This is a genomic window from Achromobacter sp. F4_2707, assembly GCF_047501535.1.
Classification (GTDB): Bacteria; Pseudomonadota; Gammaproteobacteria; order Burkholderiales; family Burkholderiaceae_B; genus Yanghanlia.
In genome coordinates, this window is the sequence record NZ_JAZDRJ010000007.1 from 165,631 (window position 1) to 180,951 (window position 15,321).

Annotated in this window: 15 protein-coding genes; 13 read left to right on the plus strand and 2 right to left on the minus strand. The window is 57.8% G+C overall.

The features are described 5' to 3' along the window. Positions 1-116: 116 nt before the first annotated feature. From alr to phoU, 13 genes are all read left to right on the plus strand, one after another. A complete protein-coding gene (gene alr, locus VRY85_RS08865) occupies positions 117-1,283 on the plus strand; it encodes an alanine racemase (RefSeq protein WP_414598222.1) in 1,167 nt (388 codons plus the stop codon). After that, positions 1,280-1,999, plus strand: a complete 720-nt coding sequence (locus VRY85_RS08870) for an SDR family oxidoreductase (RefSeq protein WP_414598223.1) — start codon at positions 1,280-1,282, stop codon at positions 1,997-1,999. The genes alr and VRY85_RS08870 overlap by 4 nt, the downstream gene beginning before the upstream one ends. Before the next feature lie 7 nt (positions 2,000-2,006). After that, positions 2,007-3,359, plus strand: coding sequence for a DNA repair protein RadA (gene radA / locus VRY85_RS08875; RefSeq protein WP_414598224.1), 1,353 nt, complete (start codon positions 2,007-2,009; stop codon positions 3,357-3,359). A gap of 63 nt (positions 3,360-3,422) precedes the next feature. Then, positions 3,423-4,199, plus strand: coding sequence for a sulfite exporter TauE/SafE family protein (locus tag VRY85_RS08880; protein WP_414598257.1), 777 nt, complete (start codon positions 3,423-3,425; stop codon positions 4,197-4,199). Then, a complete protein-coding gene (locus tag VRY85_RS08885) occupies positions 4,196-6,703 on the plus strand; it encodes an ABC transporter permease (protein ID WP_414598225.1) in 2,508 nt (835 codons plus the stop codon). Before VRY85_RS08880 ends, VRY85_RS08885 begins: the two co-directional genes overlap by 4 nt. Beyond that, positions 6,700-7,413 (plus strand): 3-deoxy-D-manno-octulosonic acid kinase, encoded by a 714-nt coding sequence (locus tag VRY85_RS08890; RefSeq protein WP_414598226.1) that lies wholly within the window; start codon positions 6,700-6,702, stop codon positions 7,411-7,413. Before VRY85_RS08885 ends, VRY85_RS08890 begins: the two co-directional genes overlap by 4 nt. 60 nt (positions 7,414-7,473) lie before the next feature. Then, positions 7,474-8,574, plus strand: a complete 1,101-nt coding sequence (locus VRY85_RS08895; protein WP_414598227.1) for a polyamine ABC transporter substrate-binding protein — start codon at positions 7,474-7,476, stop codon at positions 8,572-8,574. 4 nt (positions 8,575-8,578) lie between these two features. Further along, on the plus strand, positions 8,579-9,706 hold the full coding sequence (locus VRY85_RS08900) for an ABC transporter ATP-binding protein (RefSeq protein WP_414598228.1): 1,128 nt from the start codon (positions 8,579-8,581) through the stop codon (positions 9,704-9,706). Next, complete coding sequence (locus VRY85_RS08905; protein WP_414598229.1) at positions 9,703-10,629, plus strand: ABC transporter permease subunit; 927 nt, start codon at positions 9,703-9,705, stop codon at positions 10,627-10,629. The genes VRY85_RS08900 and VRY85_RS08905 overlap by 4 nt, the downstream gene beginning before the upstream one ends. Next, positions 10,622-11,428, plus strand: coding sequence for an ABC transporter permease subunit (locus tag VRY85_RS08910; protein ID WP_414598230.1), 807 nt, complete (start codon positions 10,622-10,624; stop codon positions 11,426-11,428). Before VRY85_RS08905 ends, VRY85_RS08910 begins: the two co-directional genes overlap by 8 nt. After that, positions 11,425-11,784 carry a Spx/MgsR family RNA polymerase-binding regulatory protein gene (locus tag VRY85_RS08915; protein ID WP_414598231.1) on the plus strand — a complete coding sequence of 120 codons (360 nt, stop codon included), beginning with the start codon at positions 11,425-11,427 and terminating at the stop codon, positions 11,782-11,784. The genes VRY85_RS08910 and VRY85_RS08915 overlap by 4 nt, the downstream gene beginning before the upstream one ends. 55 nt (positions 11,785-11,839) lie before the next feature. Beyond that, positions 11,840-12,538 (plus strand): ribose-5-phosphate isomerase RpiA, encoded by a 699-nt coding sequence (rpiA, locus tag VRY85_RS08920; protein ID WP_414598232.1) that lies wholly within the window; start codon positions 11,840-11,842, stop codon positions 12,536-12,538. Positions 12,539-12,625: 87 nt separating this feature from the next. Further along, complete coding sequence (gene phoU, locus VRY85_RS08925; protein WP_414598233.1) at positions 12,626-13,420, plus strand: phosphate signaling complex protein PhoU; 795 nt, start codon at positions 12,626-12,628, stop codon at positions 13,418-13,420. A gap of 113 nt (positions 13,421-13,533) precedes the next feature. Here the strand turns inward: phoU and VRY85_RS08930 are convergent, their stop codons facing one another. Next, positions 13,534-13,809, minus strand: a complete 276-nt coding sequence (locus tag VRY85_RS08930) for an oxidative damage protection protein (protein ID WP_414598234.1) — start codon at positions 13,807-13,809, stop codon at positions 13,534-13,536. A 131-nt stretch (positions 13,810-13,940) separates the two neighbouring features. Beyond that, the gene (argA, locus tag VRY85_RS08935; protein ID WP_414598235.1) at positions 13,941-15,296 is read right to left on the minus strand and encodes an amino-acid N-acetyltransferase; all 1,356 of its coding nucleotides are present in this window, start codon (positions 15,294-15,296) and stop codon (positions 13,941-13,943) included. Between the last annotated feature and the right edge of the window lie 25 nt (positions 15,297-15,321).

A 15,321-nucleotide genomic window follows, 5' to 3' on the forward strand; every position in this document is an offset into this window, starting at 1 on the left:
TATAAGCTGTCCGACATCAGGCTTTGTGTGCGACCGGCGTAGACGCGCCTTAGCGCAGACGTCACAAGTGGTTTAGACTTCGCAATGGTAACTTTGAGCGAAGTTCGAGGAGACGCATGCCACGCCCCATAATGGCCACGATTTCCGTACCGGCCATGCAACACAATCTCAATCAGGTGGTAGCCGGTCTGAATGCCGATGCCCGTCAGGCAGGTCGCACTGCTCCCAAAGTGTGGGCCGTGATCAAGGCGGGCGCCTACGGTCATGGCCTGGCACAAGGCCTTGCGGGCTTCACCGCTGCCGACGGTCTGGCTATGCTGGATCTTGACGAAGCGCTGGCCTGCAGGGAAGCGGGCTGGCAGGGCCCGCTCATGCTGCTGGAAGGTTTTTTTGAGTTTGAGGATATATCTTTTGTAGATACTCATCGGCTCACGGTCAGTGTTCATGACGAAGCGCAACTGCGCATGCTTGAGCAGTCATCGCCTTCCCAGCCGATTCGCGTCAACCTAAAGGTCAATGGCGGCATGCATCGCCTCGGGTTTGCACCGCAGGCGGCTGTCCAAGCGTGGCAACGCTTGCTGGCGTTACAAAAAAAAGGGGTGGTGGGCGAACTGGGCACGATGATGCATTTTTCTCGTGCCGACGACGATCCTATCGTTACCCAGGAACAGCTAAGCGCTTTTCTGGCCTTGACGTCAGACATGCAGGGGCCGGTCAGCGTTTGTAATTCTGCCGCGACTCTGACTCCAGCGCTCTGGACTCAGCTTCCCGAAGCACGCGCTCAGTGGGTGAGGCCGGGCATTTGTCTGTATGGCTCTTCGCCTTATGCACATCGCAGCGCGAGTGAGCTTGGTCTGCGTCCAGCCATGACACTGGAAGCTCGGATCATCGGCGTGCAAGATTGCCAGCCTGGAAGCAGCGTCGGTTATGGTCATCTGTTTACGGCGAGTCAGCCTACACGGGTGGGTATCGTGGCGTGCGGCTACGCCGATGGGTATCCGCGCCATGCGGGTACCGGTACGCCTGTCACGGTTGCCGGGCAGCCCAGCCGTTTGTTGGGGCGCGTGTCCATGGATATGTTGGCTGTTGATCTCACCCACATCGCTTCGGCGGGCGTGGGCTCGCGTGTGGTGTTGTGGGGCGAAGGGGGGCCGTCTGTTGACGAGGTGGCCGAGGCAGCAGGCACAGTAGGCTACGAGCTGCTGTGTGCGCTGGCGCCACGCGTTCCGCGCCGCATTGAGCCGGTCTTGCGCGTTGAACCGAACTCAGGAGAGCATGAATGAAGAACAAGTGTGTGTTGGTAACGGGCGCCACGAAAGGTATTGGCTGGTCCATCAGTCGGCGGCTGGCCGACCTAGGTTGCCACGTGGTGGGGCTGGCGCGCCACACGCAGGACATTGACTTTCCGGGGTATCTGTACGCCTGCGACCTGACTAATGCAGGTGAAACCGAAGAGGTGTTGCGTGTCATCCGGGAAAAATACCCGGTGGATGGCATCGTCAATAATGTCGGCGCACTCGACCATGCGCCGCTGGGCGAAATTGAGTTGGCCCAGTTATATGAGTCTTTCGACATCAACGTTCGAGTGGCCGTACAGGTGACCCAGGCTTTTGTGGCAGCCATGAAGGCGCGTCGTGCCGGCAGGGTGGTGAACGTCTGTGGCCACCTGAGCCAGGGTGCGTACGGCCACACAAGCTATGCAGCCGCCAAGCAAGGCCTGATCGCCTGTACTCGCACTTGGGCGTTGGAGCTGGCGCCGTACGATATCACCGTGAACGCAGTATCGCCCGGCCCGGTTGAAACCGAACCCTTTCGCGCCGCACATCCCGCAGGCAGCGAGCAGGAGCAGAATGTGCTGGCTAAAGTGCCAATGGGGCGTTTTGCCCGACCCGACGAAATCGCCTCAGCAGTAATCTTCTTGCTGGGCGAACAGGCTGGGTTTATCACAGGCCAAGTGCTGGGTGTGGACGGCGGCAGCAGCGTGCCCGGCCGTTACTGAGGCAAGCATGGCCAAAGCACGTAGTACCTTTGTCTGTTCAGAATGCGGCGGAACATCCGCCAAATGGCTTGGAAAGTGCCCGCATTGCGGCTCTTGGAATACCTTGACCGAAAGCCTGGCTGCCGCCACCCCCGCTCACCGTTATGCGCCGCTAGCGGGCAGCACGCCCGTTCAAGAGCTGTCGGCGATTGAAGCACGCGAGCTACCGCGTCAGCCTAGCGGCATTGGCGAGTTCGACAGGGTGTTGGGCGGTGGCTTGGTGCCGGGCTCTGTGGTGCTTATCGGCGGCGATCCGGGCATTGGAAAGTCCACGCTTTTGCTACAGGCCTTAGTTTCACTGGCCAGAGTGGTACCCGTGCTTTATGTCACGGGAGAAGAGTCCGCCGAACAGGTTGCGCTTAGAGCGCGTCGTCTCGACCTGCCCACTGAAGGGACCAAGCTGCTGGCGGAAATTCGTCTTGAAGCCATTATGGATGCCATCACCACGCAGAAACCCTCCGTGGCCGTGATTGATTCCATCCAGACCTTGTATTCCAGCGAACTGAGTGCAGCGCCCGGGTCGGTGTCGCAAGTGCGCGAATGTGCGGCTCAACTCACCCGTCTTGCCAAGCAAAGCGGTGTGACTCTCGTTTTCATCGGCCACGTCACAAAAGACGGCACTCTGGCCGGGCCACGGGTACTGGAACATATTGTTGATACTGTTCTGTACTTTGAAGGCGATACGCACTCATCGTACCGGCTGATCCGTGCCTTCAAGAATCGTTTTGGCGCCGTGAACGAGCTGGGCGTGTTTGCCATGACAGACCGCGGCCTGCGAGGCGTCAACAACCCTTCGGCCCTGTTCCTTTCCCAGCATGGTCAGAACGTGGCCGGCTCATGCATTATGGCCACCCAGGAAGGCACGCGTCCTTTGTTGGTAGAAATCCAGGCCTTGGTGGATGCGGCGCATGTGCCTAACCCGCGTCGTCTGACGGTGGGTTTGGAAGGCACTCGCTTGGCGATGTTGCTGGCGGTCTTGCACCGTCATGCGGGTGTAGCCACATTTGATCAAGATGTCTTTGTCAATGCAGTGGGAGGGGTGAAGATCACCGAACCGGCTGCCGACCTCCCCGTGCTGTTGGCCATCATGTCATCATTGCGCGACCGGCCGCTGCCGCCGGGAATGGTGGCTTTTGGCGAAGTCGGCTTGGCGGGGGAGATTCGTCCCGCCGCACGCGGTCAGGAGCGCCTGAAGGAAGCTGCCAAGCTGGGCTTCAGCATGGCCTTGATTCCCAAGGCGAATGCCCCGCGTCAGCCCATTGAGGGCTTGGAAATCATCCCGGTAGATCGCATCGAGGCAGCCATGGAGCGCTTGCGTTGAAGGCCGTGCCGTAAAAATATTCACGAACAAAAGGTTGCGCAAGTGGACTGGTATGTGTTGGTAATGGGCTGCCTGCTGGCGGGTGCGGCAATCGGGTTTATGGGCGGCGTGCTGGGCATTGGGGGCGGGCTGCTGGCCATCCCCCTGCTGGGACTCATCTTCAACATGGATCAGCAGATGGCTCAGGGAACATCGCTGATTATGGTGTTGCCAGCCATCATGCTCACTGTGCGCAAATACAACCAGCACGATCGCATCAACCTTAAAGCCGTGACGGTGGCTGCGCTATCGTCCATCGTTTTCACCTGGCTTGGCGCCCGACTTGCGCTGGGTGTGGACTCCACTTTGCTGCGGCGCATCTACGCATTTTTTGTCTTAGGGATCGCGGTTTTCTATTTGGTACAGGTTTGGTGCCATGAGCGCGGTGTTACGGCCAGCAAACGCCGCAATGTGACTGAACCCGTCAAAACCGCCCCTGCCTTGCACCCGCTCTGGTATGTGCCGATTGGCTGTCTGGCGGGGCTGACGGGAGGGGTGTTTGGGGTGGGAGGCTCCGTCGTTGCCGTACCCTTGCTGACTACGTTGTACGGTTTGACGCAGACGCGGGCGCAAGCCATCGGGCTGGCCATGATTATTCCCGGGACGATTGTGGCATTGGGCACTTACGCCGCACATGGGCAAGCCGATTGGTTAATGGGTATTCCCATGGCCTTAGGCAGCATGCTGCTTGTGCCGCATGGCGTACGGCTGGCCTATAAGCTGCCGGAGTCACGATTAAAGCTGACGTTTGCCTGTATGCTGTTGGTCATCATGGTTCTGTTGTTGCTTAGCGCCCGATGAGCTCCACGTTCCCACCCCCTTTTTTTCGCATGGGTATCCAGGCTTTTCTGCGTGATTGGCGCGCGGGCGAGCTGCGGCTTTTACTACTCGCGCTGATGATTGCCGTGGCCGCTATCAGCAGTGTTGGTTTTTTGGCCGATCGGGCGGGTCAGGTGCTGGAACGTGATGCAGCGCAAATGTTGGGGGGCGATCTCGTGCTTCGCTCTGCTCAGCCTTTTCCAGAAGAATTTATCGCGGCAGCTCGCCAACACGGCCTCGACGTTGGCCACGCTGTACAGTTTCCTTCCATGGCCATGTACGGCGATGCCGGTACGCTTGTTTCGCTTAAGGCGGTTGACGATGCTTACCCGCTGCGCGGAACCTTGCAGGTCGCCGCTAATGCTGATGATTTTGAAGGCGTGCCCCAGCGGGGGCCGCGCCCAGGCATGCTGTGGGTGGATCAGCAACTACTGAGCATGTTGGGCGCCCATACTGGCGACACCCTGGAAATCGGTGATTTGCGGCTGGAGGTGGCAGGAATCATTCGTCACGAACCGGACCGTGGCACACAATTTGTGAATCTCGCGCCCCGGCTCATGATGCATTTTTCTGATCTGCCGGCCACTAAGCTTGTGGGGCCGGGCAGCCGTGTTCAACATTATTTGCTCATGGTGGGCGAGACCTCACAAGTGGGGGATTACCGGCAATGGCTGGAACCGCGCCTGGAAAAAGGGCAGCGCCTGAGCACGCTGGAAGATAGTCGGCCTGAAGTCACTGGGGTGATAGAGCGCGCAGAGCGTTTCCTGGTGTTGGTCGCACTATTGTCAGTGCTGGTGGCCGCCATTGCAGTCGGTTTGGCTGCGCGTCAGTACACGCGTCGCAACACAGACGCCGTGGCAGTCATGCGCTGCCTGGGCGCGAGCCGTGGCGTGGTGCTTGGCATGCTGTGGGTGGAATTTACGCTCGTGGCGTTGGCCGGTGCGACAGCCGGTATTGCGCTGGGCTATCTGGCTCATTATGGCCTGGTGGATATGTTGGCGGGCTGGCTGGATGTTCCCTTGCCGGCACCGACCTGGAAGCCCGCGCTGCAAGGGTGGGCCAGCGGTTGCCTGCTGTTGCTTGGGTTTGCTTTGCCCCCCCTGGCAAGCCTGCGACACGTGCCTCCAGCGCGGGTGCTGCGTCGCGATGCTCGGGCAGGCGGGCGTCGCAGGTGGCTGGCCTATGCGGTGGGAATCGTCTCTTTTTTGCTGCTTATTGCCTGGACATCCGGTGATTTGTCCACCAGTCTGATAGTGGTGCTGGGCTTTGCCGCGGCATTTATTGTCTTCGCACTGGTGGCTTTGGGGCTGGTCTGGGTATTGAACCGCTATCGTGGTCGTTTTCGCGGCGGCCTGGCATGGCGTTTTGCGTTGTCGGGCATGGCACGGCGCCGCGGCCTCACTACCGCCCAGTTATGTGCCCTGGCCCTGGGGTTGATGCTGCTGCTTCTGCTGGGTGTCTTGCGAGGTGACTTGCTGCGTAGTTGGCAGCAGAGTCTGCCGCCCGATGCCCCTAACGTTTTTCTAATCAACATACAGCCCGATCAAACGGGGGGTGTTGCACGGTTGATTCTGGAGGCAGGGCTCCCGCAACCCTGGGTCCATCCTCTGGTACGGGGCCGCCTTGTTGCCATCAATGACCAACCGGTGCATCCCGACAACTACACTGATGAGCGGGCTCAGCGGCTGGCTGATCGTGAGTTCAACCTCGGAGTGGCTGAGCACATGCCGGAAACCAATGCCATGGTGGCTGGCCGCTGGCTCGACCCAAAGGCGCCCGAAGTGGCCCTGGAGGTCGGCATGGCAGAGTCGCTAGGCGTCGATGTCGGCGACGTGATGCGCTTTGACGTGGCGGGCAACCGTGTTGATGTCGTGGTGAGCGGCTTGCGCGAAGTGCGCTGGGATTCCTTCGAGGTTAACTTCTTCGCCTTGTTAAGCCCGGTGGCGCTGGAGAACGCGTCGGCCACTTACATTACGTCTTTGCATGTGCCGCCATCTGCCGATGCACTAAAAAGTCGCATCGTTCAGGCATATCCTAATATTACGGTGTTTGATGTGGGCGTCATCGTGACACAAGTCAGGCAGATGCTGGGCCGTGCGGTCAGCGCTGTACAGTTGCTATTTGTTTTCACGCTGGCGGCCGGGGTTCTGGTATTGGCGGCGGCCCTGCATGCGACACGGGATGAACGCATGCGCGAAGTGGCCGTCATGCGTGCCTTGGGTGCGCAGGCTAACGTGTTGCGGGCGGCCTTGCTCAGGGAGTTATTGCTATGCGGCGCGCTTGCAGGTGCATTGGCGGCGGGCGCAGCAGTAGCCTTATCTTGGGTGATTGCCGAGAGGGCCCTCCAAGTTGAGCTGGTTGCCGTATGGTGGCCTTGGCCGGTAGGAATAATCGCTGGTGTGGCGGCCGCGCTGCTGGCTGGGCGCTTCGCACTATCCGGCGTATTGAGTGCTTCACCCCTGTCTACCCTAAGAGAAGTCGCATGAGAGAATTGCTTGCAGTCAAGGAACGTGAATCGGGCTCTGCGGTCATACGCTACGATGCCAAAATCGTTACCGAGCCCGAGTCATGGTTGTTCGACCCCGCCTCGGTGTCCCTGCAGGCTCAGGCCGTCACTGAAGGGGGGCGTGCCGCCGCCTGGTATGTGAGGTGCGGCGCGCACGATGCGGTGTTGCGCCATTACCGGCGCGGCGGATGGGCTGCCCGGGTGTCAGATAACCGATATTTTTGGGCGGGAACGCACCGGGTGCGTAGTCTGAATGAATTCGATGTACTGCGTTCTCTGTATGAGGCCGGGATGCCCGTACCTCGCCCCTACGCGGCAGCCTACTGGAAGAGCGGCGTCACGTATCGAGCCGCCATCCTTGTCGAGCGTTTGCATGATGTCAAAGCGCTTGCTTCGGCGCTTGATGTTGCTGATTGTGAACAGGTTGCAGGGTCAATTTATGCGATGCACGAGCAAGGCGTATGGCACGCCGACTTGAATGCGTACAATATTCTGCTCGATCAAGATGGTCGAGCCTGGCTTATCGATTTTGATAAAGCCACTCGGCCGGTGCTGTCGCTGGAACGGCGCAATGCAAACCTTCTTCGGTTGCGGCGTTCGTTGGCCAAAGTGGCTGGAGCGCAGGGTATCAGTTGGTGGGATGGGTTGAACCACAGCTATGCCAAGCTGACGCGCGCCGTGGGCCGGTAATCATCCGTTTCGCTTTTACTACTTTTTTTGAACTTTTCACTTTTGTCCGAGGGCTGGCAAATGAAATTCAGCATGGGTCTGCGTTCCGCACTGGGTCTGGCGTTGTTTGCGGCGTCTGTAACCGTGGCGGCCCAGAATAAAGAGGTCAATGTCTACAACTGGGCCGAGTACACGGCTCCCGACACAATTTCGGGCTTTGAAAAAGCAACGGGCATTAAGGTCAATTACAGCGTGTACGACAGCAACGACGCCTTGCAGGCCAGGTTACTGACTGGAAAATCGGGCTTTGACGTGGTGGTCCCGTCCACGCACTATGCCGCCCGTCAGATTGAGGGCGGTTTATTTCAAAAATTGGATAAGTCGAAGATTCCCAATTGGGAGCATCTCGACCCTGCCATTATGGAAGTGGTGGCAACCGTCGATCCGGGTAACGAATACCTGATTCCGTGGGGCTATGGCACGAATGGCTTGGGCTATAACGTGACCCGAGTCCGCGAAATCATGGGCGAAGATGTCAATTTGGGCAGCTGGGATATGCTGTTCAAGCCTGAAAATGCCGAAAAGTTGCGCGCTTGCGGGATTTCCATGCTGGATGAAGCCGCGCAGGTGTTTCCGGCCGTTTTGCATTACCTGGGCAAAGACCCAAATAGCGAAAATATCGCCGATTACCGCGAAGCGCTCGAGCTTCTGAAAAGTATCCGGCCTTATATCCGTCAATTCAGCTCCTCGGGTTATATCGACGAGCTGGCCGCGGGCGATTTGTGCATGGTGTACGGCTTTTCAGGCGATGTCATGATTGCGGGGGCTCGCGCTCGCGAGGCCAATCGCGACTATGAAATCAATTACTACATTCCCGACGGTGGGGCGCCCGTATGGTTCGACACCATGGCCATCCCCAAGGATGCGCGCAATGTGGATGCTGCTCACGCTTTCATTAACTACATCGAAACGCCTGAAGTGCACGCGGCGATCACCAACACGATGTTCTATCCCAATGCTAACAAGGCTGCGCGTGAGCATGTGATCAAGGAAGTGGCGGATAACCCCATGATCTATCCCGATGAAGAGGTTACGCGCACCTTGTTTGTGATCAAGCCGCAGTCGTTGCGTTTGCAGCGCGACTTAAGCCGCATGTGGAACGAACTTAAAACAGGCCGCTAAGCACATGAGCCAGAATCATTCGGCAGCTCCCTGGTCGGGAGCAGCGGACGCTTTTGTCCGCGTAGAGGATGTCGTCAAGATCTATGGCGATGTCGTGGCGGTGCAGTCTGTCAGCCTGGCTGTGGAAAGGCAGGAAATTTTCGCCCTTTTAGGTAGCTCAGGTTGTGGGAAATCCACCTTGCTACGCATGCTGGCAGGCTTTGAAGAAGTCACCTCCGGGCGCATTTTCCTCGACAACGAAGACATCACCGTGTTGCCGCCTTACAAGCGTCCGGTCAATATGATGTTTCAGTCATACGCGCTGTTTCCTCACATGACGGTCGAGGCCAATGTGGCGTTCGGTCTTAAGCAGGAAGGCGTGCCGCGTAATGAAATTCATGGCCGTGTTTATGAGGCGCTGGACCTCGTACAGATGGGCGCTTACGCGCGGCGCAAGCCGGCCCAGCTTTCGGGCGGTCAGCAGCAGCGTGTGGCCTTGGCGCGTAGTCTGGTGAAGCGGCCCAAGCTGCTGTTGCTCGACGAGCCCATGTCGGCGTTGGACAAGCAAATTCGCCAGAACACTCAGATCGAGTTGGTGAAGATCCTTGATAAAGTGGGTGTGACCTGCATTATGGTCACGCACGATCAGGAAGAAGCCATGACCATGGCGCATCGCATGGCCGTGATGTCTGAAGGACAGATCGTGCAGTGCGGCGCACCCCAGGAAGTCTATGACTTTCCGAACTCCCGTTTTGTTGCGGACTTTGTCGGCTCCACTAACCTTTTCAGCGGTGTGATTACGGTTGACGAGGCGGATCACGTTCAGATTGAAAGCGAACAGCTCAGCCGCCCCCTATACGTGGACCATGGCGTCAGCGAGCCACTGGGCATGGAAGTGCACGTGTCTATTCGGCCCGAGCGCATCCGCGTGCACCGTCAGCAGCCGGAAGGGGAGTACAACTGGAGCCATGGCATGGTCAGCCACATGGCGTGGATGGGCAGCTATGCCCGTTATCTCATTCGCCTGGATTCCGGCAAGCAGGTCGAGGCGTCGGTGCCGCGTCTGGCCATGATACAAAACGACGCGCCGTCGGTGGGTGAAGAGGTCTATATCGACTGGTCTGACGACAGCGCGACGGTTCTGACATCATGAAAACGCCCCGCCTTCTGAGCACACCCGTGGCCTGGCGGCGCATTTTTACGATTGCGCCGCCATTTGTCTGGTTGGTGTTGTTTCTGCTGCTGCCCTTTTTGCTGGTGCTGAAAATCAGTTTTGCTGATTTGCAGTTTGGCGTTCCGCCTTATACGGCACTGGTTGAATTTACCGACTACACGCTGAATGTCGTGCTGAACTTGCGCGGCTATGCGCTGCTTTTCAGCGACAGCCTGTATATCGCGACCTATCTGCATAGTGTAAAAATGGCCGCCATCACTACGCTGTGCTGCGTGCTGATCGGCTATCCCATGGCGTATTACATTGCGCGCTCAGAGCCCTCTACGCGCAACCTGCTGCTGATCGGCGTGATTCTGCCTTTCTGGACTTCACTGCTTTTGCGTGTGTATGCCTGGATCGGCATCTTGCGCAACGATGGGCTGCTGAATAACTTGCTGATGGGTTTGGGTTTCATCGACCAACCGCTGGAAATCTACCGCACCGATCTGGCTGTGTACATTGGGCTGATTTACGCTTATCTGCCATTTTTCATTCTGCCGCTCTATGCCAACCTGGTGAAGTTGGATGTGCGCTTGCTGGAAGCTGCCTACGATCTTGGCGCTCGACCATGGCGGGCATTCGTGTCAGTCACGTTGCCCATGTCCATGCCGGGCGTGATCGCCGGTTCGATGTTGGTATTCATCCCATCAGTGGGGGAATTCGTCATCCCGGAAATGCTGGGAGGCGCCGACACGCTGATGATAGGCCGGGTCATGTGGACGGAATTTTTCAATAACAGCGACTGGCCCATGGCCGCTGCCGTAACCTGCGTAATGGTGCTGTTGCTGCTGGTTCCGCTGGTGTTCTTCCAATATGGCCAGACCCGCCAATTAGAGTTCAAAGGAGGGCGTCGCAATGGCTAAACCAGATTCCCGCCTGCGAGCTCTGGTGCTGGGGCTAGGGTACGCATTTCTATACGGGCCTATTTTGGTACTCATGGTCTTGTCATTCAATGACTCGGCCATGATGACTACCTGGACAGGTTTTTCGCTGCGCTGGTATCACGAGCTCTTTAACGACCGGGCTTTGCTTGAAGCAGCCCGGCTTTCGCTGGTGATTGCCGCTTTTACTGCGACGGCGGCGGTTGTGGTGGGCACCTGGGCAGGCTATGTGCTGGCGCGTATGGGGCGCTTTCGCGGTTTCGCGTTGTTTGTCGGGCTGGCCAGCGCACCCTTGGTCATACCGGAAGTGGTGCTGGGTATTTCCCTGTTGCTGATGTTTGTCGAACTGAGCGATCTCATGGGCTGGGAAAGTAGCAATGGCGCTTTCACCATCTGGGTGGGGCATGTGATTCTGAGTATGGCCTATGTGTCGGTCATTATTCAGTCGCGAGTCCGTGACCTCGATCGTTCTCTGGAAGAGGCTGCGCTCGATCTAGGCGCCACACCCATTAAAGTGTTTTTCCAGGTGGTTCTGCCCCTTATCGCTCCGGCACTGGTTGCGGCTTGGTTGCTGGCTTTCACCTTGTCATTGGATGATGTTGTGATTGCTTCCTTCCTTACAGGGCCGGGCCACACCACGTTGCCGCTGGAGGTCTTCTCCCGTGTTCGGTTGGGGCTTAAGCCGGAAATCAACGCGCTAGCCACCATTTTCATGCTGCTGGTCGCCGTCTTTGTGGTGATCGCGCATCGTGTTCAGAATCGCAAAGGAGCCTCATCATGACCACCCCCACGCTTTACGGCCTCACCAAGTGTTCGACCTGCGTTAAGGCCAGGAACTGGTTGCAGGAACGCGGTGTGGATGCCGCCTTCGTCGATTATCGCGACCATCCCTTACCTGCTGCAGATTTACTGAAGTGGAGCACTGAACTAGGTGGCTGGGAGAAGCTCGTCAACCGGGCTTCCATGACATGGCGAAACTTGCCGGAGGATCGCAAGGCTGCCGCTTCCGATGAACAATGGCAGGCCTTGATTGCCGAATTCCCTGCATTGGTGCGTCGTCCCCTAGCGGTCTGGCCCGATGGCAGCGTTACGGTGGGCTTTACCGAGAAAAAGTACCTGGAGCGCCTGGGCGGATGAAGGCCCGCCCGAACCCGGACGGCGGCGCAATGTTTCAAAAATCAAAGGATGCACCATGCTTACACAAGATGATCTCAAGCGTAATGTGGCACAGGCCGCCGCAGAATACGCGTTGACCTGCCTGAGCCCGGATTCCGTGCTGGGGGTGGGGACGGGTTCAACTGTCGATTTTTTCATTGATGCCATTGCCACCCATCGTGACCGTTTCCGCGCCGCAGTCTCCAGTTCTGAGCGGAGTACCCAGCGCCTGCGTGATCACGGCATCACGGTGGTAGACCTCAACGAAGTGCAGGACATGCCTTTGTATGTGGATGGTGCGGATGAAATCGACCCGGGCATGAGCATGATGAAGGGCGGGGGCGGTGCGCTGACCCGCGAGAAAATCGTTGCTTCCGTGGCCCGGCGTTTTGTATGCATCGTCGATGAATCCAAGCTGGTCGAGACACTGGGCGCTTTCCCTTTGCCTGTTGAAGTGATTCCCATGGCGCGCGAGGCGGTAGCCCGGCAGTTGCGCCAATTGGGCGGCGAACCGCGGTTGCGCCAGGGTTTTATTACCGACAATGGTTGCGAGATTCTTGACGTCTCCGGCTTGCGCATCACAGCGCCTGCCCAGTTGGAAGCACGCATCAACGATATCCCCGGGGTGGTGTGCTGCGGCCTGTTTGCGATTTCTGGTGCTGATCTGGCTTTGGTATCCTCGCAGCAGGGGGTGCGCCGAATTGAGCGCCCGGGCGCTGTCATTCAAGACACATAAGCGTCATAATTAGGTGCTACCCTTACAACATCTATTCGCTGGGTTGTCCAGTGTGGGTTCTTATCCTATTCGCGATCAAAGAGTGTTATGACCGAGCATACCAACAGGCAGTTTTCCGCCGACCTCGAAGCTGTACGTTCCCAGTTTCTAGAGATGGGCGGTGTGGTTGAAACCATGATTCAGGATGCCGTTGAGGCGCTGCAAACGGGTGATCTCAACTTGGTTGAGCAGGTGCGTGAGCATGAGCGCATTGTCAACCAACATGAGGTCGAGATCGACGAGCGCATCGGCTTGCTGATTGCCCGCCATCAGCCTACTGCGGTCGACTTGCGCACTCTGTTGTCGGTGTCCAAGATGCTGACTGACATGGAGCGCTGTGGCGACGAAGCAGAAAAAATCGCCAAAGTGGCGCGTCGTTTGCACGAAGCTAATTCTCTCTACGAACCGGTGGTGGAATTGCGCCACATGGCCCGTGACGTCACCCTAATGATCCGCGACATGCTGGACAGCTTTGCGCGTCATGACCCCGTCGCAGCCGCCAGGGTGGTGCGCAACGACAAGGAAGTCAATAAAGAGTGGAAGGCGGCTTTGCGCCACATGGTCACTTACATGATCGAAGACCCGCGCAGCATCTCCAAATCCATCGAGCTCGTCTTTATTGCACGGGCGCTTGAACGCATTGGCGACCATGCTAAAAACATGGCCGAACGGGTGATCTACATGGTGCGCGGCGACGACGTGCGTCACACAGGCCTGAAATACACCGAACGCGCTGCCCGCGGCGAACTGGAAGATTCCGATTCCAGTCCGTTAGGTGCGAGTGCCAATGCAGAGGAAGCTACGGGTCATGCACAGCCTGAGGCGGAGTCCAAAGGTAACTGAGCCGTCTAACCCTCAGCCGATGTTGGGGGCGCCAGAAACGCTGCAATGATCTATGTGCATAAAAAAACCGGCGTATCGTGCAATTAACACGATACGCCGGTTTTCATTTGACCTTACTCTGCTGAAGGCGGAACGTAGCCCTGGGCCTCGATGTCGCGGTCATCAAACAGATAACTTTCCATCTGTTGAGCCAGATACTTCCGTGCACGCGCATCAGCCAAATTCAGACGGTTTTCGTTGACCAGCCGGGTCTGGATGTCGATCCAGTCAGCCCAAGCCTGTTTGGAGACTTCCCGCCAGATGCGGACGCCCAGGTCGCCAGGGTAGGGGGGGTATTCCAGCCCTTCGGCCTCGCGTTTGAGCTTGACGCAGTTGACCATGCGAGTCATGCAGTACACCTTTAATCAAGTGAGAATGAGACGAGCCATGGCGCGACAGGCGAGCCATGGCGCTTTAAAGCTTATTGTAGCGCCCCAATTGCCGGTGCAGGCGGGTAGGGCGCTATAGGGCTTGTTAAGGTTTACAGCCGCTTGATAAAGATGAGACTGTTACGTGAACGGTTGTAAGTGAGCTGTCGTTCCTTGGGGAGGTCGGAAATGCTGCCGCGTACAAAACCGCGCTTCATAAACCAATGGGACGTGCGTGTGGTGAGTACGAACAAGCGACGTGCGCCTTTGGAACGAGCTCGCATTTCAGCGTGGCGCAGCAGCATTTCGCCTTCGCCTTCGCTCTGCCATTCCGGATGCACGATCAGGCAGGCCATTTCCGCCATTTCTTCTTCAGGGAAGGGGATCACGGCCACACAACCGTAAATCACGCCGTCGTGCTCCAGTACGGAGAATTTTTCAACGTCGCGTTCAATAACAGCGCGTCCTCTGGGTACCAGGGTGCCGTCGGCTTCCAGCGGCTCAATGAGTTGCACAATGGCGCCGATATCGTCGACCTCGGCAGGGCGCAGATCGTCAAGCGTATCCTCGACCACCATGGTGCCAACGCCGTCGTGGGTAAAGATCTCTAGCAGTACTGAGCCGTCCAGCGTGTAAGGGAGCAAGTGGGCGCGAGCCACACCACGCTTCACAGCGCGGGAGGCGTGCGTAAGAAAGGCTTGGGTGTCTTCATCCAGTTCGGCGTCCGCCAGCAGGCGGTCGGCCTCGGCGCGGGCCAATTCGGTGATGGCGTTGCCGTTGGCATCTCTGATGAGGCTGTCTTGAGTGAGGAAGATCAGTTTTTCGGCCCGTAGTGCAATGGCTGCGCTAGTGGCTAAATCTTCCATGGCTAAATTGAAGGCTTCGCCGGTTGGGGAGAAGCCCAGCGGCGATAGGAGTACGATAGCCCCTTCGTTGATCACTGCTTTAATGGCGTTGATGTCGATTTTACGAACGGCGCCGGTATGCTCGTAATCCAGGCCGTCGATAATTCCTACGGGGCGCGCCGTCACGAAGTTGCCGGAAATAATGCGAATATGCGCATGTGACATAGGCGTGTTAGGCAAGCCTTGGCTGAAAGCCGCTTCGATATCCAGCCGGATCTCCCCCGCGGCTTCCTTGGCGCATTCCAGCGCCGCAGGGCTTGTGGGTTCGGTGCCGCGCCCAAAGCGGATGTCGTAGCCTTTCAATTGAAGCTGCTCATTGACCTGTGGGCGTGAGCCATGCACCAGGATGAGCTTCACCCCTAGGGCCGACAGCAGGGAGAGATCCTGAATGAGCGGGTTGAGTACGCCGTCGCGCACGAGTTCGCCACCAAATGCCACGACAAACGTTTTGCCGCGAAAATCGTGGACATAAGGCGCAACTTCCCTGAACCAACGCACGAATTGTGCGGGGGCGAATTCAGGGGCTACGGCTGCGGAATAGGTTTCGCTGTCGGCTGTGGTCATACGTGTTGCAATGTAAAAGGGCCTC

Excerpts from the sequence above, each read along its gene's own strand:
- alr (WP_414598222.1), top strand. The coding sequence starts at position 117 with ATGCCACGCCCCATAATGGCCACGATTTCCGTACCGGCCATGCAACAC.
- VRY85_RS08870 (WP_414598223.1), top strand. The coding sequence starts at position 1,280 with ATGAAGAACAAGTGTGTGTTGGTAACGGGCGCCACGAAAGGTATTGGC.
- radA (WP_414598224.1), top strand. The coding sequence starts at position 2,007 with ATGGCCAAAGCACGTAGTACCTTTGTCTGTTCAGAATGCGGCGGAACA.
- VRY85_RS08880 (WP_414598257.1), top strand. The coding sequence starts at position 3,423 with ATGGGCTGCCTGCTGGCGGGTGCGGCAATCGGGTTTATGGGCGGCGTG.
- VRY85_RS08885 (WP_414598225.1), top strand. The coding sequence starts at position 4,196 with ATGAGCTCCACGTTCCCACCCCCTTTTTTTCGCATGGGTATCCAGGCT.
- VRY85_RS08890 (WP_414598226.1), top strand. The coding sequence starts at position 6,700 with ATGAGAGAATTGCTTGCAGTCAAGGAACGTGAATCGGGCTCTGCGGTC.
- VRY85_RS08895 (WP_414598227.1), top strand. The coding sequence starts at position 7,474 with ATGAAATTCAGCATGGGTCTGCGTTCCGCACTGGGTCTGGCGTTGTTT.
- VRY85_RS08900 (WP_414598228.1), top strand. The coding sequence starts at position 8,579 with ATGAGCCAGAATCATTCGGCAGCTCCCTGGTCGGGAGCAGCGGACGCT.
- VRY85_RS08905 (WP_414598229.1), top strand. The coding sequence starts at position 9,703 with ATGAAAACGCCCCGCCTTCTGAGCACACCCGTGGCCTGGCGGCGCATT.
- VRY85_RS08910 (WP_414598230.1), top strand. The coding sequence starts at position 10,622 with ATGGCTAAACCAGATTCCCGCCTGCGAGCTCTGGTGCTGGGGCTAGGG.
- VRY85_RS08915 (WP_414598231.1), top strand. The coding sequence starts at position 11,425 with ATGACCACCCCCACGCTTTACGGCCTCACCAAGTGTTCGACCTGCGTT.
- rpiA (WP_414598232.1), top strand. The coding sequence starts at position 11,840 with ATGCTTACACAAGATGATCTCAAGCGTAATGTGGCACAGGCCGCCGCA.
- phoU (WP_414598233.1), top strand. The coding sequence starts at position 12,626 with ATGACCGAGCATACCAACAGGCAGTTTTCCGCCGACCTCGAAGCTGTA.
- VRY85_RS08930 (WP_414598234.1), bottom strand. The coding sequence starts at position 13,809 with ATGACTCGCATGGTCAACTGCGTCAAGCTCAAACGCGAGGCCGAAGGG.
- argA (WP_414598235.1), bottom strand. The coding sequence starts at position 15,296 with ATGACCACAGCCGACAGCGAAACCTATTCCGCAGCCGTAGCCCCTGAA.